The organism is Stenotrophomonas sp. GSD10 (assembly GCF_056172695.1).
In genome coordinates, this window is sequence record NZ_JAOCMC010000002.1 from 3915549 (window position 1) to 3939659 (window position 24111).

The 24111-nt window shown below is 65.2% G+C and carries 18 protein-coding genes and 2 pseudogenes; 10 read left to right on the forward strand and 10 right to left on the reverse strand.

The genetic code is table 11. The annotated features are described in order from the left end of the window. The first annotated feature begins 818 nt into the window (after positions 1 to 818). From N4G47_RS18300 to N4G47_RS18310, 3 genes are all read left to right on the forward strand, one after another. Entirely contained in the window at positions 819 to 4430 is a 3612-nt protein-coding gene (locus N4G47_RS18300; RefSeq protein WP_475289976.1) for an RHS repeat-associated core domain-containing protein, read from the forward strand. Between the two features lies 1 nt (position 4431). Continuing rightward, positions 4432 to 4809 (forward strand): hypothetical protein, encoded by a 378-nt coding sequence (locus N4G47_RS18305; RefSeq protein WP_475289283.1) that lies wholly within the window; start codon positions 4432 to 4434, stop codon positions 4807 to 4809. A 133-nt stretch (positions 4810 to 4942) separates the two neighbouring features. Next, positions 4943 to 5404 (forward strand): hypothetical protein, encoded by a 462-nt coding sequence (locus N4G47_RS18310; RefSeq protein WP_475289285.1) that lies wholly within the window; start codon positions 4943 to 4945, stop codon positions 5402 to 5404. A gap of 482 nt (positions 5405 to 5886) precedes the next feature. Here the strand turns inward: N4G47_RS18310 and N4G47_RS18315 are convergent, their stop codons facing one another. The 3 genes and pseudogenes from N4G47_RS18315 to yidA all read right to left on the reverse strand — a co-directional run bounded on the left by N4G47_RS18315 (position 5887) and on the right by yidA (position 9897). After that, positions 5887 to 6273, reverse strand: coding sequence for a hypothetical protein (locus N4G47_RS18315; RefSeq protein ID WP_249842601.1), 387 nt, complete (start codon positions 6271 to 6273; stop codon positions 5887 to 5889). A 62-nt stretch (positions 6274 to 6335) separates the two neighbouring features. Continuing rightward, positions 6336 to 8654, reverse strand: coding sequence for a TonB-dependent receptor (locus N4G47_RS18320; RefSeq protein ID WP_475289288.1), 2319 nt, complete (start codon positions 8652 to 8654; stop codon positions 6336 to 6338). A 410-nt stretch (positions 8655 to 9064) separates the two neighbouring features. Further along, positions 9065 to 9897: pseudogene (gene yidA, locus N4G47_RS18325) on the reverse strand (sugar-phosphatase). Between the two features lie 149 nt (positions 9898 to 10046). Between yidA and N4G47_RS18330 the strand changes: the two are divergent. Then, a complete protein-coding gene (locus tag N4G47_RS18330) occupies positions 10047 to 10709 on the forward strand; it encodes an exopolysaccharide biosynthesis protein (RefSeq protein WP_309340278.1) in 663 nt (220 codons plus the stop codon). Between the two features lie 91 nt (positions 10710 to 10800). Here the strand turns inward: N4G47_RS18330 and N4G47_RS18335 are convergent, their stop codons facing one another. Beyond that, positions 10801 to 12111, reverse strand: coding sequence for a PQQ-dependent sugar dehydrogenase (locus tag N4G47_RS18335; RefSeq protein WP_475289291.1), 1311 nt, complete (start codon positions 12109 to 12111; stop codon positions 10801 to 10803). After that, positions 12104 to 12544 carry a DUF2231 domain-containing protein gene (locus N4G47_RS18340; protein WP_249842596.1) on the reverse strand — a complete coding sequence of 147 codons (441 nt, stop codon included), beginning with the start codon at positions 12542 to 12544 and terminating at the stop codon, positions 12104 to 12106. Before N4G47_RS18340 ends, N4G47_RS18335 begins: the two co-directional genes overlap by 8 nt. A gap of 285 nt (positions 12545 to 12829) precedes the next feature. On the opposite strand from N4G47_RS18340, the gene N4G47_RS18345 reads away from it, so the two are divergent. After that, positions 12830 to 14596 carry a S8 family serine peptidase gene (locus N4G47_RS18345; protein ID WP_475289293.1) on the forward strand — a complete coding sequence of 589 codons (1767 nt, stop codon included), beginning with the start codon at positions 12830 to 12832 and terminating at the stop codon, positions 14594 to 14596. 2 nt (positions 14597 to 14598) lie between these two features. Continuing rightward, the gene (locus tag N4G47_RS18350) at positions 14599 to 15192 is read left to right on the forward strand and encodes a S8 family serine peptidase (RefSeq protein ID WP_475289295.1); all 594 of its coding nucleotides are present in this window, start codon (positions 14599 to 14601) and stop codon (positions 15190 to 15192) included. A gap of 294 nt (positions 15193 to 15486) precedes the next feature. On the opposite strand, the gene N4G47_RS18355 is transcribed toward N4G47_RS18350, so the two are convergent. The 5 genes from N4G47_RS18355 to cyoA are packed head-to-tail and all read right to left on the reverse strand — an operon-like array spanning position 15487 to position 20032. After that, positions 15487 to 16167 (reverse strand): SCO family protein, encoded by a 681-nt coding sequence (locus N4G47_RS18355; protein ID WP_475289296.1) that lies wholly within the window; start codon positions 16165 to 16167, stop codon positions 15487 to 15489. Positions 16168 to 16178: 11 nt separating this feature from the next. Further along, positions 16179 to 16511: a cytochrome o ubiquinol oxidase subunit IV gene (cyoD, locus tag N4G47_RS18360; RefSeq protein WP_475289299.1), complete on the reverse strand. Its 333-nt coding sequence runs from the start codon at positions 16509 to 16511 to the stop codon at positions 16179 to 16181. Between the two features lies 1 nt (position 16512). Next, positions 16513 to 17148, reverse strand: coding sequence for a cytochrome o ubiquinol oxidase subunit III (cyoC, locus tag N4G47_RS18365; protein ID WP_475289301.1), 636 nt, complete (start codon positions 17146 to 17148; stop codon positions 16513 to 16515). Continuing rightward, on the reverse strand, positions 17145 to 19121 hold the full coding sequence (cyoB, locus tag N4G47_RS18370; protein ID WP_475289303.1) for a cytochrome o ubiquinol oxidase subunit I: 1977 nt from the start codon (positions 19119 to 19121) through the stop codon (positions 17145 to 17147). The genes cyoC and cyoB overlap by 4 nt, the downstream gene beginning before the upstream one ends. Positions 19122 to 19126: 5 nt before the next feature. Next, positions 19127 to 20032 carry a ubiquinol oxidase subunit II gene (gene cyoA, locus N4G47_RS18375; protein ID WP_475289307.1) on the reverse strand — a complete coding sequence of 302 codons (906 nt, stop codon included), beginning with the start codon at positions 20030 to 20032 and terminating at the stop codon, positions 19127 to 19129. Between the two features lie 183 nt (positions 20033 to 20215). Here cyoA and N4G47_RS18380 point away from each other — a divergent pair. The 4 genes and pseudogenes from N4G47_RS18380 to N4G47_RS18395 all read left to right on the forward strand — a co-directional run bounded on the left by N4G47_RS18380 (position 20216) and on the right by N4G47_RS18395 (position 24087). After that, positions 20216 to 21630 (forward strand): annotated as a pseudogene (locus N4G47_RS18380) (aminotransferase-like domain-containing protein). A gap of 55 nt (positions 21631 to 21685) precedes the next feature. Continuing rightward, positions 21686 to 21964, forward strand: a complete 279-nt coding sequence (locus tag N4G47_RS18385; RefSeq protein WP_249842587.1) for a hypothetical protein — start codon at positions 21686 to 21688, stop codon at positions 21962 to 21964. Continuing rightward, complete coding sequence (locus N4G47_RS18390; RefSeq protein ID WP_475289312.1) at positions 21964 to 22563, forward strand: DUF6436 domain-containing protein; 600 nt, start codon at positions 21964 to 21966, stop codon at positions 22561 to 22563. Before N4G47_RS18385 ends, N4G47_RS18390 begins: the two co-directional genes overlap by 1 nt. 9 nt (positions 22564 to 22572) lie before the next feature. Continuing rightward, positions 22573 to 24087 (forward strand): aminotransferase-like domain-containing protein, encoded by a 1515-nt coding sequence (locus N4G47_RS18395; protein ID WP_475289316.1) that lies wholly within the window; start codon positions 22573 to 22575, stop codon positions 24085 to 24087. Positions 24088 to 24111 lie beyond the last annotated feature (24 nt).

The window sequence follows — 24111 nt, forward strand, 5'->3', positions numbered from 1 at the left end:
TCAACTCCTGGAAGCGTGGGCTGCCGCAAGGTGTGGGGTTCCCGGATGGGAGTGGTTCCACCCTGCAGGTAGACGACAATGGTTGGGTGCGCGTTGCGGTTGAACCCAACGGTGCGAGCCGCAGCTTCGACTATGACCCGATGGGGCGTATCGTGCATGCGACGCAGGCGGCATCTGACAGCGTGGCATGGAACCCGACGACAACGCAGTTCTCGGCGGTGGCGGCCGCGGAAGTAGGTCTGGAAGGCGGCCACTGGAAGCGTGAGTCGAGTACGGGCAATGCGCGCTCCGTGACCTACTACGACGCGCTCTGGCGTCCGGTCTTGGATGAGCGGTTTGACGCCGCAGATCGAACCAGCACGTTGCAGCAGACCGTAACCCGTTACGACAGCAACGGGCGGACAATCTTCGCCTCCTACCCCACACGTGGCGCCAACGACTTCCGCTCAGCGCTTCCTGGCACCCATACGAGCTACGATGCCCTGGGACGTGCTGTACGCAGCGAGCAGGACAGCGAGCTCGGCCGGCTGGTGACCACCACCCAGCAGCTTGGTGGCGGATCGGTCAGGGTCACCAACCCGCGAGGCATTGCTACCACCACCGACTACCTGATGTATGGCCAGCCGAGCCAGGACACTCCGATCAGGATTGCTCACCCCGAAGACGTTGTGACCGAAATCCAGCGCGACACCCTGGGCAAGCCGCTCTCGATCCTGCGCAGGAACGGCGATGGCAGTGTCAGCATCCGTCGCCAGTACGTGTACGACGAAGCGCAGCGCATGTGCAAGAGCATGGAGCCGGAATCGGGCGCGACGGCGATGGCATATGACGCGGCGGGCAACATCGTCTGGTCCGCCTCGGGCCTTACCCTGCTGGGCCCCCAATGCGACAGCGGCGCGGCGCAGGCCTCGCCGTCACGTGTGGACCGCACCTACGACAGCATGAATCGGCTGCTGACGCTGCGCTTCTCCGACGGCCAGGGCGACCAGGACTGGAGCTACTGGCCCGGCGGCAGCGTCAAGCGCGTGCAGACCCGCAACAGCGGCGCAGCGACGACCAACGAGTACGCCTACAACCTGCGCGGCCTGCCGACGTCTGAGACGGTGGTCCAGGACGGTATGCAGGCGTGGGCGTTGGGCTATGGCTATGATGCCAACGGTTCATTGGCAACCCTCGTGCAGCCTTCCGGGCTGACAATCGAATACGGTCCGAATGCGCTGGGGCAACCGACGCGCGCAGGCCGTTATGCCAGCAATGTCCGCTATTACGCAAACGGCGGCATGAGCGCCTTCACCTACGGCAACGGTGTCACCCACCAGATGGCACAGAATGCGCGAGGGCTTCCTGATCGAAGTACTGATAGCAGGTCGGACGCCAAGGTCATCGACGATGGCTATGATTACGACGCCAACGGCAATGTCGCAGCAATCAGTGACGGACTCCCCGGCGCACCCGGAAACCGCGATATGCGCTACGACTCACTGGATCGCCTCAGCTCGGTGATCGCGCCGGGCTTTGGCAACGCGAGCTACGGCTATGACGTGCTGGACAACATCGTGTCCGCGAAGGTCGGGGCGCGGCAGCAGGCATTCGAGTACGACTTCAACAACCGCCTGACCAATGTTCGTGATGCTACCAATGGCGCAACGGTCACGGGCCTGGGTTATGACGCGCAAGGCAACCTGAAGATCCGCAACGGCATTGCGTTCCGTTTTGACTTCGGCAACCGCCTGCGCGAGGTGGATGGCAGGGAGGCCTATCAGTACGACGCACATGGGCGTCGCACACTGGCCAGCGCGCAGAGCGGCAACATCCGGTCCTTCTATGACCAAGGGGGCGTGCTGCGCTATCAGCACGACCAGCGACAAGCCAAGGGTCTGGATTACATCCAGCTCAACGGCAGCCTGGTGGCGAAACGTGCCGTCGACATCGCACCTGCAGCACTGGTGGTCACGGCGCCGGGCTACAGCGGAAACGGGAGCTACGCCGTGAGCTGGTCTGCAGTTGCCGGTGCACAGCAGTATGAAGTGCAGGAATCCAGCGCCGGCAACTGGCAGTCCATCTATCAGGGACCTGCATTGACCGTCGCCCTCACCGGTCGTGCCTCGGGCAGTTACCGCTACCGTGGCCGCGCCTGCAACGGCACTGTGTGCGGCGCGTGGGGCGCCGAGACAGTCACCCAGGTTGAGCGTGCGCCGACGTCAGCACCGGTCATGACAGCTCCGGCACAGGGCATCAACGGCAACTACAGTCTTAGTTGGTCTGCGGTGGCGGGGGCTGCGCGCTATGTCCTGGAGCAGGCCGATAGCGCCGGTTGGACCGTCATGATCGATGGCGCTGGCCGTAGCCACCAGATTTCGGCTGCGCCAGCCGGCAGCCATCGCTACCGGGTGAAGGGCTGCAATCCGCAGGGGTGTGGTGCGTACTCCGCTGAAGTCTCAGTCACTTCGCTGTACGCCCCCGCAGTGCCGACAGTCTCAGTGCCGGCCGCCAGCTACAACGGCAGCTTCACATTGACCGTTTCGGCCACCGCGCAGGCCAGCACGTACAGGATCGAGCAGCAGCTCAATGGCGGCGCGTGGACGGAGACCAACCGCATCAGCGGGACGCAGCTGAACATCACCGGCCAGACGGCGGGGAACTACGGATACCGGGCGTTTGCGTGCAACGACGCGGGTTGCAGCGCGGCCAGCGCAACGGCATCGATTGTCGTGACCTTGCCGCCAACTGCGCCTCCGACGATCAGCCTACCGGGATCGATCTACAGCTCAACGGTGAGCATGTCCTGGACGGCCGTGCCCGCGGCGGTTACCTATCAGCTTACAGAGGGGCTCAACGGGAGCGGTCTTGCGCTGGTACAGGACGACCCCGCAACCGGCGCGGCGCGTGGTGGTCGGTCCCCTGGGGTCTGGAGCTATGCGGTGCGCGGCTGCAACATCGCCGGATGCGGCGAATGGTCGGCTACGGCCAGCATCCGAGTAATCGGGCCACCGCCCGCACCCACGATCCAAGCACCACAGACCGTCGGCGCCGGTGCCAACTACGTGATCAATCTGCTGCAAGTTGCGGATGCCACGGGGTATCAGATCGATGAAAGTACCGACGGGGGCAACTGGACGCTGATCTCCCAGGATCTGGCGGTCACATTGAACAAGGGCAACAACGGCGGCGCCTACTTCTATCGCGGCCGTGCGTGCAATCCCGCTGGATGTGGTGCCAACAGCGCCACAGCGCAGGTCTCTGTATTCAGCGCGCCGGCAGTACCTACCAACGTCAGAGTTACTCGGAGCGGCCCGATGAACTGCACCGTCATGTGGAGTTCGTCCCCCGGCGCAACCCGGTACGAGGTCAGAAATGCCCGCGGCCAGGTTCAGGGCACCACCAGCATCGTCTTTGACTACGACGCACGTTGCCAGGCGCCTTACTCGGCGCGTGCCTGCAATGCGCAGGCGTGCTCGGCCTGGTCGAGGGGGACTGACATGATGCGCATGACGCTGAAAGGATTGGCGTGCACGCTGACCGGACTTCTCTTCGTGACCATGGTCCCCACCATGGCCAGCGCAGCGGAGACGGTGACCTACATCCACACGGACGCGCTGGGCTCACCGGTTGCAGAGACCGACGAGGCCGGCAACGTGATCAAACGGTACGTCTATGAGCCCTATGGGGCAGTGGTGGGCGGTGGCGTATCGGATGGTCCCGGGTACACCGGGCATGTGAGCGATGCGTCGACCGGGTTGAGCTATATGCAGCAGCGGTACTATGATCCGCAGATCGGAAGGTTCCTGTCGATAGATCCGGTGACGGCAAGCCTTGGACCAAACTTCAACCGATACAGCTATGCGGCGAACAATCCATATCTATTCACTGACCCGGATGGTCGCGATTGCAAGTCGAAGGACGGTACGACCACGTGCACGGTTCCAATCACCGGAAGCAAGATTCCCGGAAAGATTTCTTTCCCGACTCCAGGAGGCGTAGCAGGCGAGCAGAAGAGCTCGGACCGGTCCTATCACAAGTACAACTACCCGACACCCCACAATAAGTCGGACAAGGCGGTCCAGCGGGCGATTACGAATGACCCGACTCCGGGTGACGACAAGCCAGCAACGCCGACGGGAACAAAGAACAACGCAACACCGAGTGGTGCACGGGGGCTAATGGCGAGGGCTGGAGAAGCTTTTGGGAACGATGGCGATAGCCCGGTTAAGAGCTATTCGGTGACGTACCGTGGGAATACCTGGACCATCAACGTTACCCAGCCCGGGCATGGCCTTCATTTTGGCTACGTACTTCGTGGCTCAGTGGACGGAAAAGCAATGTCGATCGGTGAGGGTTGGGGATGGCCTCAAGCTATCCCGGGACTAGCGGGGTATATCAATGATGTATGGGAAGGACACAACCAGAAGAATATCGACGATGCAAAGTAGAATGCTTCGGGTTGCTATCGCGATTGTGGCAGGAGCAATCCTACTCGTGCCTGGGTTTTTGATGGCCGTTGCTTGGGGTGGCACCTTAAACCTGGAGGTTGCCATCGCAGCCACGGTTGTTTCGATCGCAGTGGCCATCTGGCTGCCAAAATGGAGATGGGGTGGTGCGGTCATTGCTGCTTTGCTGATTGCTGTGCCCCCATTCCCGTACTGGACGAGCTGGGATGAGAATGCGGGGCAGCATTTGCACTTCTTCCACGGCTACAACCTACAAAGCTTGCCTATGTTTAGGTTCGTTGTTGTTTTTTTGGTGGCTATGCTGCTCTTTGCAGTTATCTTTTGGTCGATTGGCAAGCGCCCGGTTACCAAGGCCCCTTAGATCGCAGCGATGTTGATCATCCATGCTTCAAGCAACAAGCCCGCCCTTTGGTGGGCTTGTTGCTTGATGCATGGCCGTCCTGCGCTGCGCCAGGTAACGAGAGTACGGCGGCCCTACTCATGGACGTCAATGCGTGGTTCCGACCGGCTTGCCGTCGGCGTCACCGACGACATCGACGCCGCAGCGAAAGGCAGCCAACGCCCCGACGTTGCCGTCAGTGGACCTCGTAAAAGGCGGCTATTCATGGGGAGCACTTGATGCTCCGGTCGGCATCGACCCTGGTTGGAGATTGACGATCATGACGCCAGAATTTCTAAAGTACCTTGTAGGAGCACTCTGCATCGCCGGAATTGCGTCGACGCTTCTTGCGAATCGTGAGCTTCACAAGATGCAGTCAGATTCCCCGCAGTTGTTGCGTGAAGTGGGGATCGAACGCATCGATTGGTGGCTACGCTGTATTGCGGGCGTCTATCGACTGGCCTTCGGCGATCAACGTCGAAGACTGTCACTCAAGCGCCGCTTGATCTTCAGCGTCCTATGCATTGCATATCCTTTGGGAATTCTTCTGCTCGGGCCATTCTTTCAAACTTCTTAGCGGAAGCGATCTGAGGCTACTTGTCGAATGTGACTTCGAACCGTCGCCACCGCGAGTCACCTAGGCCGTAGAGTTCGTAGACTCAGCGAGGTGGCTGGAGTTCCGATCAGCACACGGCGTTGGCGGCCCGAAGATGTGAATGCGTGAGCCTGATTGCATCGCAGCGGCTGCATCCAGAATCACGTTGGATGCGTCACGAGGCTCCAGACGCTGGGGCGCAGGCTTGCTTGGGAACAGCGGCAATCGGGTGGAAAAATACCCCGGCCGCATGCCCAAAGGACAGAGACGGTACCGGGGTGTACCCGGACACGCTAACGCGCGGGAGACACGCATTGCAATCAGCCGCAGTGGATACGGCAGATGCATCTACCACGCCCAGCCTTATGCAGCCATGCGCGAAGAGCAGTCGACTGACAGTCGACTCTACCAACTACCCACTTCTACAGCGGTCGACTGGCAGTCGACCCCACCAAGGGCTGGCATCACGCCGCCGTACCCAGCCGCCCACGCTTGGCCAGCACCGCCACCCGACGGCTGACCAGCGCGTGGAGCTCCGCCAGCTCCGACGCGCGGTCAGCCGTCATGTTGCCGCCGAACACCACGCGCGACAGTGCCACCTCGTCACTGTCGTGCGGGTACTGCCAGCGGTCGCGATAGACCTTCTGGCAGACCAGCCAGGCCAGCCGCAGCCCGCCACCGGGCAGCGGCTGCACCACACGCTCGTACACCTGCCAGAACTGGTACTCGGCCCGCAGGTCGATCGCAGGCGCCACGGACAGCGCCTGCCGGGGCCGTCCTGGGCCCCGGATGCCGAACAGCGGTGATTGCGTGTGGTGCTGTGCCATGCCAACAGGATGACGCAGCAACATTGTGGGAACCTTGCGCCGCCGCCAGAAAATCCCTGTTGATTGCGCAAGGCAGGGGTTGGGGGTCAGAACGCCATCGAGGTACTGAACATCAGCTGCCGGGGCGCGCTGCGCTGCAGGGTCTGGTAATCGCCCGAGAACGACGAGCCGGCGATGGTGGCGGTGCCGATGTTGTGGCGGTTGAACAGGTTGCTCACGTCCACCCGCAGCTCCAGCCCGGGCACTGCACTGTCCGCGCCGAACCGGTAGGCGGCATAGGTGTTGACCTGCCAGAACGTGGGCACGCGGATGTCGTTCTCGTAGGTGAACGGCTGGCGCAGGTACGAGGTGCTGGTGGCACCGAAGCGCCAGTCGCCGAAGTGCGCGGATAGATCACTCACCAGCGAGATCTGCGGGTAGCCCGGCTGGGCGTTGCCCTTGATCGGGTACACGGTGTCGCCCACCACGAAATCGCTGTCGTAGTACGAACGGGCCACGGCCACGCCCTGGTAGAACTGCAGGTGGTCGGTCAGGTCGGCGGTGATGCCCAGGTCGGCGCCGATCACGTGCATCTTCGGCATCAGCCGCACGGTGTTGATCTGCGCGAACTGGGTGCCGATGGCGGCCGACAGCAGGCGGTTGCGGATATCGCTGTAGAACACATCTCCCGTGATCGTCAGCCGGTCGAAGCGGTGCGACGCGCCCACGGTCAGGTTCCAGTTCTTCTCCGGGCGCAGGGTGCCGGCCACGCGGTCGAACTCCTCCTGATCGGTGATGGTCCACGCCGAGGCGGTGTAGCCGATGTTGCCGCGCTGGGCCACGCGGTAGCCGTTCATGGTGTTGGCCAGGTCGATGAAGGCGTCGGTGGATTCGGTCGGGCTCCAGAACAGCGAGACGTGTGGCAGGAAGTTGCTCTTCGCACGCAGCGTGCCGTTCACCGGCCGGTCCTCGGCATCGCCGAGGCCGCCGCCACCGGTGCGGAAATCCACGGCCTTGAAGCCGACGCCGAGCTTCAGCGTGTCATTCAGCACGATGTCGTCCTGCAGGTAGAACTGGCGCGAGCGGGTCACCCAGCTCGAGGCGTTGTCGGTCTTGAACGCCGGTCCGTACACATCGAACGGCCCGGTGGCCTTCAGCGGCGGGCCCTCGCCCAGCAGCGGCTGCTGGTACCACTCGGTCTTGGCTGCGGCCTTGCTCTTCTCCTGCCAGAAACCGGCGGTGAGGGTATGCGCACCGGCTTCAAACTGCAGGTTGACCATGCCACCGAGCCGGTTCAGGCGTGGCGTCTGCACCTGCTCGGAGAACGGTGCACCGTTGGGCGACGGCACGGTGGGGTCGGTCAGCGTGGCCTGGGTGTGGCTGTTGGCGTTGTACAGCTGCACGTTGCCACGCAGTGCCGGGGTGATCTGGAAGCGGTGGTTGATCGAGGACACGCGGTCGCGGGTGATCTGGCCGGTGTCGTACGGAATCAGTTCGGACAGCTCACCGCAGGTGTAGGCGCCGCAGGATTTGTCTGCGTTCTCCGGCGAGGCCACATACCAGGCCCACGCGTAATCCGGATAGAAGATGTCGGCCTTCCAGCCGAGCTTGCGGATCATGTCGAAGGAGATGTTGTTGTAGCCCCACACCTTGGCCTTGCTGTCGGACAGGAACACGGTTAGATCGCCCCAGGCCACGTCCTGCTGCAGCTTCAGGTCGCCGCGCAGGAAGTTCTGTGTGCCTTCGCCCTGGTACTTGTCGGCCGACACGCGCTGCAGGTCGACCAGCACTTTCGGGCCGTGTTCGCCCAGCTGGCCGCTCTGCCCGGAGACGGTGGTGACCAGGGTGCTGTTGCTGCCCACGCCCTGCTTCACGCGCAGGCTGGGCGTGTCCTGCAGTTCGCGCAGGCGGTATTCCAGGCTGCCGCCGTTGACGCTGCTGGAAAACACGCTGACCGGTGCGCCGCCCGGGCTGACCGTGATCGCGCCGATGCCATCGGGCACACCCACATTCACCACGCTGGTGCCGGTGAGCGAAAGGAAGCCGTTGTCGTTCAGCGGTACGCCTTCAAAGGTGATGCCCATTTCATTCATGCGGAAACCGCGCACGAACAGGCTGGTGGCCGAGATATCCAGGCCCAGGCCGTCGGTGGCGGTGTAGCTGGCGCCGGGCACCTGCTTGAGCATGGCCAGGCCGTTGTTGCCGGTGACCACCGCATCGAGGTCTTCGGCCTTGATGATGTAACGGTTTGGGCCGACCACCTGGGTCGGCGCGACGGCGGCGCCGCGCGGTGTGGCGATCACCTGCAACGCGTTCAAGGTGGTGGGCGTGTCGTGCGCGGTGTCCGCCGATTCGGCGGCATGGGCCGGTGCGGCGATGGCGGTGAGGATCGCCAGCGCCAGGCGCGTCGTGGGTGGGGTGTTCATGCAAAGATCCAGCGTGCAGTGGGGAAAGAGGGCGCAGGCGCACGCCCAGCACGGGGCGGCACCGATATCGGCGCGCTGGCTGGTGATGCGATTGCGTTGGGGGTGACGGCGCAGTGCGCGCCGGTCAGCGGCGGGGAAGACGATCCTCAGCCGCTCAATGCGATGGCGTGATTTCGACGTGCGAAAGTCTTGCATCGCTCGGCCGCATCCGCCATCGCGCGGTGGTACAGCGCCGATGGCGATGGGGATGGGTGGGGTATACGTGGGTATAGCCATGCGTGTGCCAACCCAGGTTGGCACCTACCGGGACTACCGGCACGAATGGGGTCTGGTAGAGGCCGACCTTGGTCGGCGCTTGCCGATTGCGTGTGCCAACCAAGGTTGGCACCTACCAGAGGGTGGCCGCGCGGTTACTGCAGGACAAAACGCTCGATCGCGCGCGCCACGCCGTCATCGGCATTGCTGGTGGTTTCAAACCGCGCCACGGTCTTTACCGCGTCGATGGCATTGCCCATCGCCACGCTGGTGCCGGCATACTGCAGCATGGTGAGGTCGTTCTCCTGGTCACCAATGGCCATCACGTTGTGGCGGTCGATGCCCAGGTGCTCGGCCAGTTTCTGCAGGCTCGGGCCCTTGCCAGCACGGTGGTCGAACACTTCCAGGAAGAACGGTGCGCTTTTCAGCACGGCAAACCGCTCGGTCAGCTCGCTGGGCAGACGTGCGATGGCCGCGTCCAGCACTTCGGGCACATCAATCATCATCAGTTTGATGAAGGACATCGACCGATCCATGTCGGCCACCCGGCGGTACGACAGCGGCATCCGCGAGAGATGCGAGTCGGCCACGGTGTAGTAGCTGATGTCCTGGTTGGGGTGTAGATGCGCTGGCTGTCCAGCGCCTGGAAGTGCACGCCCAGTTCGCGCGCCACCTGCTCGCAGAACAGGAAGTCATCGAAGCTGAGCGGATACTCGACCACGGTTTCGCCGGTGCCGATGCGCTGCACCAGGCCGCCGTTGCAGGCGATGCAGTAGTCGTCGTCGCCATCGATGCCCAGTTCGTGCAGGAACGGGGCCAGGCCGGGAACCGGGCGGCCGCTGGTCAGCACGATATGCACGCCCAGCGCGCGGGCCTGTGCGATGGCCTGCTTGGCCCGTGCAGTGAGCGTGTGGGCCGGGTCCAGCAGGGTGCCATCCATATCGATGGCGACCAGTTCGATGGTCGATTGCCGGCGGCCCATGTCCATTGCGTTGCACTCGTGCGGGGCGGGCCAGTTTAGCGCCTCATGCCCGGTTCACCTCTTTGCCCACATTGGCCGGGATACTTCAGGGGCCTGTGCGTCCCCCACCGCAGGACGGCCCGCTGACCGCCCTTCCCTGGAAACCCTTTCGACGCATGACCTACCGTGCCCCCGACCCCAACGACACCGCGCCACTGGCCCAGCAGATCGAGCAGATGATCGACGAACTGCCCGGCGAACGGGTCAGCGTCGGTACCCTGCTCAGCGCCCTGGGCGATGAGGGCCTGCTGCTGGTGGTGATCCTGCTTTCGGCCATCTTCATCATCCCGGTGTCGATTCCCGGGCTGAGCACGGTGTTTGGCGCTTCGATCCTGCTGATCGGCCTGAGCCGGCTGCGCAACCGCCCGCTGTGGGTGCCGCAGAAGCTGGCACGCCGCGAGATCGCCACCGAAACGCTGAAGACCAACCTCGGCCGTGCGTTGAAGTGGGTGCATCGCATGGAACGGCTGTCGCGGCCGATGCGGCTGGCGGTGATGGTGCGTTCGAAGAAGATGATGCGCCTGAACAACCTGGCGCTGGTGGTGGCCACGGTGCTGCTGATGGCGCCGGCCGGCCCGATTCCCTTCAGCAATACGCTGCCGGCGTTGGCGCTGATGTCCTTCGCCATTGGTTTCATCCAGCGCGACGGCGCGGCGGTGGCGGCCGGCTATGCCTTCGTGGTGGCCACGATGGTGTACTTCGGCGTGCTGCTGGGCGGCGTGGGGTTTGCCGCCGAATCGGTGTTCAGCGGGTTCCGCAGCGGTACCTCATCTGTGTAGCGTCGAGCTTGCTCGACGGCTTCTTCCAACAGCAGTCGAGCAAGCTCGACTCTACAAGCCAAAGCAGTCGAGCAAGCTCGACTCTACAAGGCTACTTGGCTGACACCCGCCACACCACGTCGCCCACGTCGTCGGCCACCAGCAGTGCGCCCTCGGCGTCCATCGCCATGCCTACCGGTGCGCCCATCAGGGTCTTCTCATCCTTCGAGGCGAAGCCACTCACCACGGTCTGTGGCCGCCCGGTCGGCTTGCCATCCTTGAACGGCACGTACACCACTTCGTAGCCGCTCAATGGCGAGCGATCCCAGCTGCCGTGTTCGCCGATGAAGGCACCGCCGTGGTACTGCGCGGGCAGCGCCTGGCCTGTATAGAACAGCAACCCCAGCGGCGCCACGTGCGAGCCGATGGCGTAATCCGGCACGATCGCCTTGGCTACCAGGTCCGGCCGCTGCGGCTGCACGCGCTCGTCCACGTGCTGGCCGTAGTAGCTGTAGGGCCAGCCGTAGAAGCCGTCTTCCTGCACCGAGGTCAGGTAATCCGGCACCAGGTCGGCGCCGATTTCATCGCGCTCGTTCGCCACCGCCCACAGCGTGCCGGTGCTCGGTTCCCAGTCCAGGCCGGTGGGGTTGCGGATGCCCGAGGCGAAGATGCGGCTGCCACGGGTGGCCACGTCCACTTCCAGCACCACCGCGCGGCGGTACTCCACCGCCAGGCCGTTCTCGGTGATGTTGCTGTTGGAGCCCACGCCCACGTACAGCTTGCGGCCGTCGCGGCTGGCCAGCAGCTCCTTGGTCCAGTGGTGGTTGATGGTGCTGGGCAGATCGGTGAACTCGCGGCCCTTGTCGGTCATGCGGGTTTCGCCGGGCACGTAGTGGAACTGCACGATGTTGCCGGTGTTGGCCACGTACAGGGTGTCACCGATGAGCTGGATGCCGAACGGCGAATGCAGGCCCTCGATGTAGACGTGCTGGGCCCAGGTGGTGGTGCCGGGCGTGCGCCGCAGCAGGGTGACCCGGTTGCCGCCCTTGCCGGCCTTGCCCGAGCGCGCCTTCACCTTGCCGGCGATCCACTGCTTGGGCGTGGTGACCGGCTCTTCACCCGGGCCGTTGCCTTCCACCACCAGCACATCGCCGTTGGGCAGGGTCAGCAGGCGGCGCGGATGCTGCAGGTTGGCGGCGATGCGCTCGATCTTCAGGCCCTCGGCCACCGTGGGCGATTGACCTTCGGCCCAGCCGACGCCCTTGGGCACCTGCATGGGCGGCATCAGGAAGTTCTGCGGTGCCGGCAGCGGTGGCTTCGCGCCGGACTGGTCGGTGGGGTGGTACTCGGCCTTGCCCGCGCAGGCGGACAGCATCACCGCCAACGAAAGCATCGCAAGGGTGGGCAGGAAGGGCTTAGCCATGACGACCTCCGTGCCGCACCGGCGGCTGCAGCGACAGCAGGATGAGCCCCAGCGCGATCAGCGCCACGGTCAGCGCCGACAGGATCGTGCCCGGCACGGCAACGGCGTAGGCGTCGCGGCTGTGCACGAAGGCGTTCCAGATGGCCAGCAGCACCGCCACCAGGTTGAGGAAGAAATCGATGCGGTCGATGCCGGTGGCACTGCCGTTACGGCGCCAGACCGCGAACAGGTTGATCAGGCGCGGCACGATGGCGATCAGCAGGCCGAAGGTGATCAGCCAGGCGGCGGCCTTGCCCCACATCACCTCGGCGCTGTTGAGGTAGATCGCATCGAAGATCAAGGCGCCGACAAAGAACCCGAACGGAATCGGGTTCAACAGGCTGAACAGGGTGGTGCCAAGGCCGCGATGGGCCTGGGCCAGGGGATTGACCATCATCGTGCTCCGCGCGGAAGGGGCTCGGGCTGTAGTAGCACAGCCGGATGTGAAGCCGCGCGATGAGACCCGGTCGATCCACGCCATGCACGGATGCGGGCTGCCAACAGAAATGTGTAGTCGTTATTACCGTGCGTCATGAGTGTTTGTGACGCATCTCCCATATCGAAACATTCGTGCCCATTTGACGTAGGGGGGACTCGTGGTGTCGCGTTTGGCTCGTTGCGATGGGGCAGTTCCGCCCCGCCGTCCTGCCATGCCGATTCACAACAGAAGGATTCGTGTATGAAGCGACACACGCAACGCTCCGCGCCACCGCGCTCCGCGCGCCTGGCCCTTGCCACTGCCCTGGTGCTGGGCAGCCTGGCCGCCACCGCCCAGGCCCAACAGGCCGATCCACTGGCCGGAATCCAGTGGCATCTGCTCAATACCGGGCAGACGGTGCCGGCCGATACGCTGCCGGTGGCCGGCAACGATCTGAACGTGGATGGCCTGTTCCGCAATGGCATCCGCGGCCAGGGCGTCACCATCGCCATCGTCGATGACGGCCTGCAGATCGCCCACCCGGACCTGGCCACCAACGTGGCGGCGGTAGCCGGCAAGAACTTCGCCAATGGCTCCAACAACCCCACACCCTCCAACCCGGACGCCGACAACCACGGCACCATGGTCGGCGGCATCGCCGGCGCGGTGGGCGCCAACAACCGCGGCGTGCGCGGCGTGGCCCCGGCGGCGACGCTGAAAGGCTTCAACCCGATTTCGAGTTCGGCCCAGGGCAACCAGCAGAGCAACATCGAGTACGCCTGGTGGGATGGCGCCGAATCGGCCGATGTGCAGGTGTTCAACAACAGCTGGGGCGCTGGCCCGGGCAATCCGAACCTGCCCTTCGCCTACAGCCAGAACGACATCAGCGCCTACGAACAGGCCCTGTCGGGTACCCGCGGTGGCCGGGGTGGCATCTACGTGAAGTCGGCCGGCAACAACCACAACAACGGCACGCTCTCCACCGGCCAGGACATCTGCACCGCCGACACCAAGAACCGCAACACCGGCTGCGTGCCCGCCGGGCGTGACCCGCGCAACAACCTGTTCAACGTGATCACCGTGGGTGCGGTGCGCGCCGACGGCGTGCGTTCGTCGTATTCCTCCACCGGTTCGGCGCTGTGGGTGTCGGCCTTCGGCGGCGAGTACGGCCTGCAGGCGCAGTACGCGCCCGGGCTGGTGGCGCGTGCCTACGACCCGGCCATCGTCACCACCGACGTGACCGGGTGCGCGCAGGGCAGCAACAAGAACACCAACCGCCAGAACACGCTGGACAGCAACCAGTCGGCCATCGACAGCACCTGCAACTACACGGCCAAGATGAACGGCACGTCCGCTTCGGCACCGATGGTGTCCGGTGTGGCGGCGCTGGTGCTGGAAACCAATCCGAATCTTTCCTACCGCGATGTGAAGTACATCCTGGCCACCACCGCCACCCGCACCGACCCGAACCGGGCGGCGGTGACGCTGGCCGATGGCCGCGTGCTGGTGCCGGGCTGGACGGTGAACGCCGCCGGACGCGCCTACAGCAACTGGTACGGCTTCGGTGTGGTCAACGCCGCGCGTGCAGTGCAGGTGGCGGAGAACTTCCAGTCGCTCGGCGCGCTGGTGGACAGCGGCTGGCGCAACACCACACGTACGGTGGCCATCGGCAACACCTCGGCCGCCGCCGCGCGCCTGACCTTCCAGCTGGCCAATGGCGCGCGCAACATCGAGAGCGTGCAGCTGGGCTTCCGCGTCAACCACAGCAACACCCGCCAGCTGCAGTTCGTGCTGGTCTCGCCCAGTGGCACGCGCAGCGTGGTGCAGCCGGCGTTCACCGCCATCGGCTCGGGCACCAATGGTGTGCAGCGCAACTTCACCAGCTGGGACCTGCTGTCCAGCAATGCCTTCCTGGATGAGAACGCCACCGGCACCTGGACGCTGGAAGTCACCGACATGGGGCAGGCCGCGAACGCTGCATCGCGTGGCAACCTCGAATTCTTCAAGATCCGCGTTCTGGGGCACTGACGATGAAGACGACCATTCTGTTGAGCACCCTCGCCTTCGCGGCGATCACCTCCACCGCCTGGGCACAGAGCTCCGGCCAGGCCCCCGCTGCAAGGACCCTGTCGACCGTGGACGCACAGGCACTGAAGGCCGAAGCCACCGGGCGTAGCTTCGATGTGGGCGGCAACCGCTTCCGCCTGGCACCGTCGGCCACCGTGCAGCAGGCCAGTGGTGGCCAGTTCAAGATCACCCCGGCGGCGGACGCCGCCGCGGCAAGCAGCGGTGCCCGCAGCAAGCGCTCCCTCGATGCCGGCAGCACCGGCGCGGCGGCGCGGCTGGATGCCGGTGCCGGCAAGTTCGCCGCGGCGGTGTCCAATGATGGCGCGCCGGTGGTGGCGACTTCGCGGGTCAAGGTGTTCTTCACCGATGCGGCCTCGGCGCAGCGTGCGGCGACCGCCACCGGTGGCACCGTGGTGAAGGTGTCCAAGGCTTCCGGCCGGGCGATTGTCGAGTATCCGTCGGTGAACGCGGCGCTGGATGCAACCACCAAGCTGCTGTCGACCGCCGGCGTCAAGGCGGCCGAGCCGGACGTGGTGCAGTGGGAAGAAACCAAGTAAGGCGTTGAGTGGTGCCCCCGGCCGGTTGGCTCTCCTGGCCGGCCGGGGGATTGGTTCTGCCAGGGCGTGCCGACCAACGGTCGCCACCCACCGGGCGGCGAGCATGTAGAGCCGAGCCTATGCTCGGCTGCTGTCTGCTGGGTGCTCGGTGAACGCTGAGCCGAGCATGGGCTCGGCTCTACAGCTGTACCAACCAAGGTTGGCACCTACCAGGAGCAGATCCGGATGTGCCGACCAACGGTTGGCACCCACCATTTTCCCGACCTGCCGACCAACGGTCGGCACCTACCAGCATCAGCGGGCGGCGAGTGTGCCGGTGTGCTTGAGGCTGCAGCTGGCCAGTGCGTCGTTGCCGGCGGCCGGATGAGCCGGTTCCAGCAGCAGGCGCTGCACATCGGAGAACAGCTTCTCCACCGGCATGCCGTAGGGCGCGAACAGGCGCAGGCGGCCCTGGCGATCGAACACGTAGCCACCGGCGATGTGGCTCATGGTGTAGGTGTCGGGCAGCTGGCCCGGTTCCTTCTCGTAGAACGCCTTGAAGTCGCTGGCCATCGCGGCCAGCTGCGCTTCGTTGCCGACCAATGCCATCGCCTTGGGGTCGAACGCTTCCACATAGGTGCGCGCGACCTCGGGCGTATCGCGGGCCGGGTCGACACTGACGAACACCACCTGCAGCTGGTCGGCATCCTTGCCCATCAGGTGCTTGACCTGGCCCAGCTCGACCATCGTGGTCGGGCACACATCCGGGCAGCTGGTGAAGCCGAAGAACAGATAGGTCACCTGGCCCTGTAGATCCTTCGGGCCACGTACGGTGCCGTGGCTGTCGGGCATCGACCACTGCTGGCCGAGTTCCTCGCAGGCGATGTCCTTGGAATAGAAGTCCATGCGCGACTGCGCGCTGCAGCCGGCCAGCAGCCCGAGCAGCAGGCCTGCGGCCAGCCGCAGGCCACGATGGGGGAACGCAATGCCTTTCACGGGTCGCAGGCTCAGTTGATCATCATGTGGTAGTGCATGCTCCAGATGATCCAGACCGACAATGCGACGACGATGAACAGGATCACCAGGGTGAACACGAAGCTGGCCAGGTTCCACCCGCCTTCGGACTTGCGGTCCATGTGCAGGAAGAACACCAGCTGCACCAGGATCTGCGCCACCGCGAAGCCCACCAGCAGGAACAGCGTGAGCGGCCGCGACAGCACCGGGTTCATCACCAGCGCGAACGGCACCACGGTCAGCAGCACGCACAGCACGAAGCCGATCAGATAGGACTTGGTGGAGCCGTGTGCATTGCCGGCGCGCGAGGTTTCGACGTGGGCCATGTCAGAAGGCTCCGATCAGGTAGACGAAGGTGAAGACGCAGATCCACACCAGGTCCAGGAAGTGCCAGAACAGGCTCAGGCACGAGATGCGGGTGATGTTGGTCGGGGTCAGGCCCCGGCGGTACACCTGGTGCATCACCACCGCCATCCAGATCAAGCCACTGGCCACGTGCAGGCCGTGGGTGGCGACCAGCGCGAAGAACGCCGACAGGTAAGCACTGGTGCTCGGGCCCGCGCCTTCGTGGATCAGGTGCGAGAACTCGTAGATCTCCATGCCGATGAACGAGGCACCGAGCACGAAGGTCACGCCCAGCCAGCGCAGCACCGCCGAGGCATCGTGACGATGCATCGCCAGCACGGCCTGGCCGTAGGTGATGCTGGACACCAGCAGCAGGAAGGTTTCGGTCATCACGAACGGCAGCGAGAACAACTCCTTGCCGGTCGGGCCGCCAGCGTAGGCGGTGCTGAGCACCGCATACGAGGCGAACAGCGAGCCGAACAGCACCAGGTCGGACATGAGGTACACCCACATGCCGAACACCTTCATGCCGCCCTGCTCGTGGGCGTGGTCGTGCGCGTGCAGGTCCTCGTGCACCTGTGTGTTGCTGGCCAGCTCCGGGCGGGTCAACAGGTTCATGCGCGTACCTCCTTCAGCTTGGCCAGATTGGCCGCTTCGGTGCGCGCCACCTCTTCGGAGCTGACGTAGTAATCCACGTCCTCATCGTAGGAGCGCACGATCAGGGTCACGATCATCGCGATGAAGCTGGCCGCGGCCATCCACCAGATGTGCCAGACCAGGGCAAAGCACAGCACCAGGATCCAGATGTTGAGGATCAGCGGCACGCCAGTGTTCTTCGGCATGTGGATCGGTGCGTACTTCTTCGGCGGCGGCGGCAACCCACGCTTCTTCGCTTCATGGAAGGCGTCCAGCTCGTCGGCCTTGGGCACCACGGCGAAGTTGTAGAACGGCGGCGGCGACGGCGTGGCCCATTCCAGCGTGCGTGCATTCCACGGGTCGCCGGTCAGGTCCAGGTTGCGCTTGCGGTCACGCACGCTGACGTAGATCTGCACCAGCATCAGGATGATGCCGGCGAACACGAACAGTGCACCGATGAAGGCGGCGATCAGGTACGGCGTCCACGCCGGGTTGTCGTACTGGTTCATGCGACGGGTCATGCCCATGAAGCCGAGCATGTACAGCGGCATGAAGGCCAGGTAGAAGCCGATCACCCAGCAGGCGAACGACCACTTGCCCAGGCGCTCGTTGAGGGTGAAGCCGAACACCTTCGGGAACCAGTAGACGAAGCCGGCCAGGTAGCCGAACAGCGCGCCACCGATGATGGTGTTGTGGAAGTGTGCGACCAGGAACAGGCTGTTGTGCAGCAGGAAGTCCGCGCCCGGAATGGCCAGCAGCACGCCGGTCATGCCACCGATGGTGAAGGTGACCAGGAAGGCGATGGTCCACAGCATCGGCACGCTGAACTCGACGCGGCCGCCGTACATGGTGAACAGCCAGGTGAAGATCTTCACGCCGGTGGGGATGGCGATGATCATCGTCATGATGCCGAAGAAGGCATTGACGCTGGCACCGGAGCCCATGGTGAAGAAGTGGTGCAGCCAGACCACGAACGACAGGATGCCGATCGCCAGCGTGGCGCCGACCATCGACTTGTAGCCGAACAGCTTCTTGCGCGCGAACGTGGCGGTGACTTCAGAGAAGATGCCGAACGCCGGCAGCACCAGGATGTACACCTCCGGATGGCCCCAGGCCCACACCAGGTTCACGTACATCATCGGGTTGCCACCCAACGTGTTGGTGTAGAAGTTGAAGTCCAGGTAGCGGTCCAGGGTGAGCGCGCCCAGCGCCACGGTCAGGATCGGGAACGCAGCGATGATGATCACGCTGGTGACCAGCACGGTCCAGGTGAACACCGGCATCTTCATCAGGGTCATGCCCGGCGCACGCATGCGCAGGATGGTGATGAACAGGTTGACGCCGGTCAGCAAGGTGCCGATGCCCGAGGCCTGCAATGCCCAGATGTAGTAATCGACACCCACGCCTGGACTGAACTCGATGCCCGACAGCGGCGGATAGGCCACCCAGCCGGTCATGGCGAATTCGCCAACGCCCAGCGAGATCATCATCAGCGCCGCGCCGACCACGAAGATCCAGAAGCTGAAGGCGTTGAGGAACGGGAACGCCATGTCGCGCGCGCCGATCTGCAGCGGCACGATGATGTTCATCAGGCCGACCACGAACGGAGTGGCCACGAAGAAGATCATGATCACGCCGTGCGCGGTGAAGATCTGGTCGTAGTGTTCGGGCGGCAGGAAGCCGTCACTGCCCGGCCCGGCCGCCGCCAGCTGCGCGCGCATCATCAGCGCGTCGGCAAAGCCACGCACCAGCATGACCAGCGCCACCACCACATACATGATGCCGATCTTCTTGTGGTCCACGGTGGTGAACCAGTCGCGCCACAGCGGGCCCCACAGCTTGAAGTACGTCACCGCGCCCAGCAGCGCGAGGCCGCCCAGCACCATCGCCGCCAAGGTGACCACCACGATCGGCTCGTGCAGTGGCACGGCCTCCCACGTCAATTTGCCCAACATGTTCGTTACTCCTGGGAAACCTGGACGCCAGCGGCAGCGCCAGCCGGGGCCGCGGCAGTGGTGTTCTCACCGACACCGATGAACTGGTCGATGACCTTCTTGAACAGCAGCGGTTCAACACTGGAGAAGTGCTGCACCGGTGCGTTCTTCGACGGTGCGGCCAGCGCCTTGAACTGGGTGAAGCTGAGCGCGTCCGGCGCGCTGCGCACCTCGGCCACCCAACGCTCGAAGTCTTCGTTGCTGCTGGCGGTGGCGATGAACTTCATGTTCGAGAAGCCATGCCCGCTGTAATTGCCGGACATGCCGCGGAACTGGCCCGGCTCGTTGGCGATCAGGTGCAGCTGCGTGCGCATGCCGGCCATCGCGTAGATCTGCCCACCCAGCTGCGGGATGAAGAAGGTATTCATCGTCGAGTTGGAGGTGATGTTGAACGCCAGCGGGCGATTGGCCGGGAAGTTGAGCTGGTTGACCGTGGCGATGCCCAGGTCCGGATAGACGAACACCCACTTCCAGTCGGTGGCGATCACCTCCACGTGCAGCGGTTCACCGGCCACGTCCAGCGGCTTGTACGGGTCCAGTTCGTGGGTGGACTTCCACACGATCACCGCCAGCACCGCGATGATGATCAGCGGCACGCCCCAGACCACGATCTCCACCTTGGTGGAGTGCGACCAGTCCGGCGTGTATTTCGCCTTGGTGTTGCCGGCGCGGAAGCGCCAGGCGAAGACGAAGGTCAGCACGATGGCCGGTATCACCACGATCAGCATCAGGCCGATGCAGATCAGGATCAGGTCGCGCTGGGCGAGCCCGACCATGCCCTTCGAATCCAGCAGCACCCAGTCACAGCCCGACAGGCCGACGCAGGCCAGGGCGAGCAGCGCCAGGCGGATGCGGTTCCAGCAGATATTCATTGGAGGTCAACCCTGTTGAAGAAGCGCGCTTGACCGGCCCGCCTGCGCGCAGCGCCCGGGCGTGGAGCGGCTACACTGTGGGTACGAGGTCGCCTACAAGCAGGCGATCCACTCCAATCAAGCCCATACAAGATACATCATTGTATGGACTTGTGCACTCGCACGTATGGAAAAATCTGACCGATGACGCCTCCTGCCGCCGGCCGCCGCCTGAAACACCCCAACCGGACCTGGGTTCGCCCCTTCCGCGAGGGCGGCGGACCGCTGTACCTGCAGATTGCCCAGCAGGTACGCGAGGCGGTGGATGATGGCGTGCTGCGCCCGGGCGACCGCCTGCCGCCGCAGCGTGATCTGGCCCAGCAGGTCGGGGTCGACCTGACCACCGTCACCCGCGCCTTCGCCGAGCTGCGCCAGGCCGGGCTGCTGGACGCGCAGGGCGCCGGCGGCACCTTCATCGCGCTGTCGGCCGGCAACCGCAGCACCTCGGTCGACCTGAGCATGAACATCCCGCCGCTGCTGGGCAGCACGCCGTTCGCGCAGGGGATGGAGGCCGGCTTCCAGCACCTGGGCCAGCAGCTGGGCCAGGGCGAACTGATGAGCTACCACGTCGGTGCCGGCAGCCGCGAGGACCGCGCCGCCGCCGTGCAGTGGCTGGCGCCGATGCTGGGCACGGTGGGTGCCGACCAGGTGGTGATCTGCCCCGGCGCGCAGACCGCGCTGTGCGCGCTGATCCTGGCCCGTACCCAGCCGGGCGAGCTGATTGCCGCCGAACCGCTGACCTACCCCGGCCTGCTGGCCGCCGCGCGCGTGCTGCAACGGGGCGTGGTGCCGGTGGCGATGGACGCCGAGGGCATGCTGCCCGACGCGCTGGAGGAGGCCTGCCAGCTGCGCCGGCCGCGCCTGCTGTACCTGGTGCCGACCATCCAGAACCCGACCACGGCAACCATGTCGGCGCAGCGCCGGCAGGCCCTGCTGGCGGTCGCCAGGCGCCACGATCTGACCGTGATCGAAGACGATCCCTACTGGTTGCTGGCTGGCGATGCCGCACCGCCGCTGGCCGCGCAGCGCGATGCCGGCTGCCCGGTCTACTACATCTCCACCCTGTCCAAATGTCTGGCGCCGGGCCTGCGCACCGCCTACCTGGTAGTGCCGGGCGGCGAGCCGATGGAGCCGGTGCTGGACGCGCTGCGCGCGATCGCGCTGATGCCGACCCAGTCGATGGTGGCCGTGGCCTCGCAGTGGATCCACAGCGGCCAGGCCCAGGACATGGTGCAGCGCTTCCAGCAGGAGCTGCGCGAACGCCAGGCCATTGCCGCGCAGTACCTGCCCTCCGCGCGCGCGCGCACCCGGCCGGCCTGCACGTGTGGCTGCCGCTGCCGCCACGGCTGGACCAGTACCGGCTGATCCAGGCTGCGCAGGAACAAGGGCTGGGCATCGCCAGCTCCGATGCCTTCAGCGTGGAGGAGCCGCCGCAGGGCAACGCGATCCGGCTGTCGCTGGGCGGCGCCGTCGACCAGGGCACCCTCGCCGGGGCGCTGGCCAAGCTGAACGAGATCCTGTCTGAAGCGCCCGAGGCCCGGCACAGCGCCATCGTCTGATCGGCCCGCATGGCGTAATATCCATACAAAGTGATATTTTGTATGCAATGTATGGATGAAGGGACGTGCATCGATGCGCGCCGAGAAACTGAGGTTCCACCTGGTCATGGCCGCCTGTGGTGGCTTCGTGGTGTTGATGCTGGCCGCGCTGGCCTGGGTCTGCCTGCAACCGCAGACCGCCAGCGTGCAGGCCGCCGAGCGCCACGCCATCGAGCAGTGCGTGCAGCGCAGCGAGGATCCGTCGCGTAGCGAGATCCAGCGTCGCGCGCAGGCCGATTCCTGCCGCGAGATGCGCAAGCAGTACGTGCACAAGTTCGGTCGGGAAGATTCCTGATGGGCGCAGCCGCGCCGCGCCGTCGCTGGCTGCTGCCGGCGATGATCGCCCTCGCCTGCCTGTTCATGGCCGGCGTTGCGGCTGCGCTGTGGCAGTACTTCGGCTACAGCGCGCAATCGACCTTCGCCGAACAGGCCATCGTCTTCGACGACGCGCAGTTGCGCCTGCCAGCCGATCTGGCCGGTAATACCGGCCGCATCCGCGTGGTGCATTTCTGGGACCCGGCATGTGCGGTCTGCAACCGGGAGACCGGTGCACACCTGAGCTACCTGATCAGCATGTACCGCCGCGCCGGCATCGACTTCTATGCGATCCGCCGCCCCGGCACCCAGGGCGAGCTGCCCGAGCCGCTGCGCAGCAAGGTGATCACCCTGCCGACCCTCGAAGGGATCGAGCACATCCCGGCCAGCCCGGCCGTGGCGATCTGGGACCGACAGGGCCACCTGGCCTATGCCGGCCCGTACAGCATCGGCATGGTCTGCAACTCGGCCAACAGTTTCGTCGAACCACTGCTGGACAAACTGGTGCGCGGCGAAACCGTGCGCCCGAAAGGACTGCTGGCCGTGGGCTGCTACTGCCCATGGCAGGCCAAGCGCTGAGGACGCGCAATGACATCACTGGCTCCGGGTGGCGTGGCCGCCGCAAACAACAACGGCGGTCACCTGTCCGAACCGACCGATGGTTATGGACAGGCTCCCGCCGTTGGAAGCAACGATACGCCCCGACATGCTCCGTACATGCCGCGACCGGATGTCGCAGCGCGCGAATGGGTGCAGGACGTGTTCGCGCACAGCGGGCCGATCTACCTGCGCATCGTCAATTCGCTGGAACGCACGGTGCGCCGTGGCGGCCTTGCGCCGGGCCAGCGCCTGCCGTCGCAGCGCGCGTTGGCGCAGCAGCTGGGCATCGACCTGACCACCGTCACCCGCGCCTTCGATGAAGCACGCAAGCGCGGCCTGATCGAGGCGCGCGGACCGCAGGGCAGCTTCATCGCACCGCCCAAGGCCGGCTTCGAGCAGCGGGTGGACCTGAGCATGAACGTGCCACCGGTGCCCGATGCCGACGCGCTGGCCGAGACCCTGCGCCGTGGCGCCGCCGCCGTGCTTGCGCGCAGCAATGCACCGAACCTGATGACGTATCACCTGGGCGGCGGCAACCCGACCGATCGCCACGCGGCGGCACGCTGGCTGCAGCCGATGCTCGGCGCGGTGGACGACAGCTGCCTGCTGCTGACCGAAGGCGCGCAGGTGGCGTTGGCCGCCATCCTGGTCAGCCAGGGCCGCGATGGCGATACCATCCTGTGCGATGCGCTGGTCTATCCGGGCCTGCTGCAGGCGGCTGCCGCACTCGGGCGGCGACTGCTGCCGGTGGTCAACGACGAACACGGCATGTGCCCCGACGCGCTGGCCCGGCAGGCACGCGAAAGCGGCGCGCGGCTGGTCTATCTCAACCCCACCTGCCAGAACCCGACCGCGCTGACGTTGCCGCTGCAGCGGCGCGAAGCGCTGGCACGCGTGCTGGAACGCGAGGGTCTGCTGGCGATCGAGGATGATCCGTACTGGCATCTCGCTGAAGATGCACCGACACCGCTGGCGGTGCTGGCCCCGCGCCATGTGTTTCATGTGGCAACCCTGTCCAAGGTGATCAGCCCGGGGTTGCGCACCGCCTTCGTGCGCTGCCCGGGCAGCACGCAGGCCGATGCGATGGCCTCGGCGCTGAGGGCCACCCGCCTGATGGGTCACCCGCTGGTCTCGGCGCTGGCCAGCCAGTTGCTGCTGGACGGCTCAGCGCAATCGCTGCTGGCGCAGGTACGCAGCGAGGCGCGCGAGCGCATCGGCATGGCGCGCTATCTGTTGGCACCCTCGCTGCTGGTGCGTGCAGAAGGCCTGCATGCCTGGTGCCGGGTGCCAGCGCCCTGGACCGATGCCACGCTGGTGCGTACTGCACAGCTGCAGGGGTTGGCGATCGCGCCGTCATCGGCATTCTGCCCGCCGGGAGTGGAGCATCACAATGGCGTTCGACTGTCGCTGGGCCTGGCGGCCGACCGCCGGCAGCTGGAGAATGCGTTGCGTCGGATTGATCGGCTGTTGTTGTCGGACGCGTTGCCGGCAATCGACCGGTAGTGCCGGCCGCTGGCCGGCGGAAGA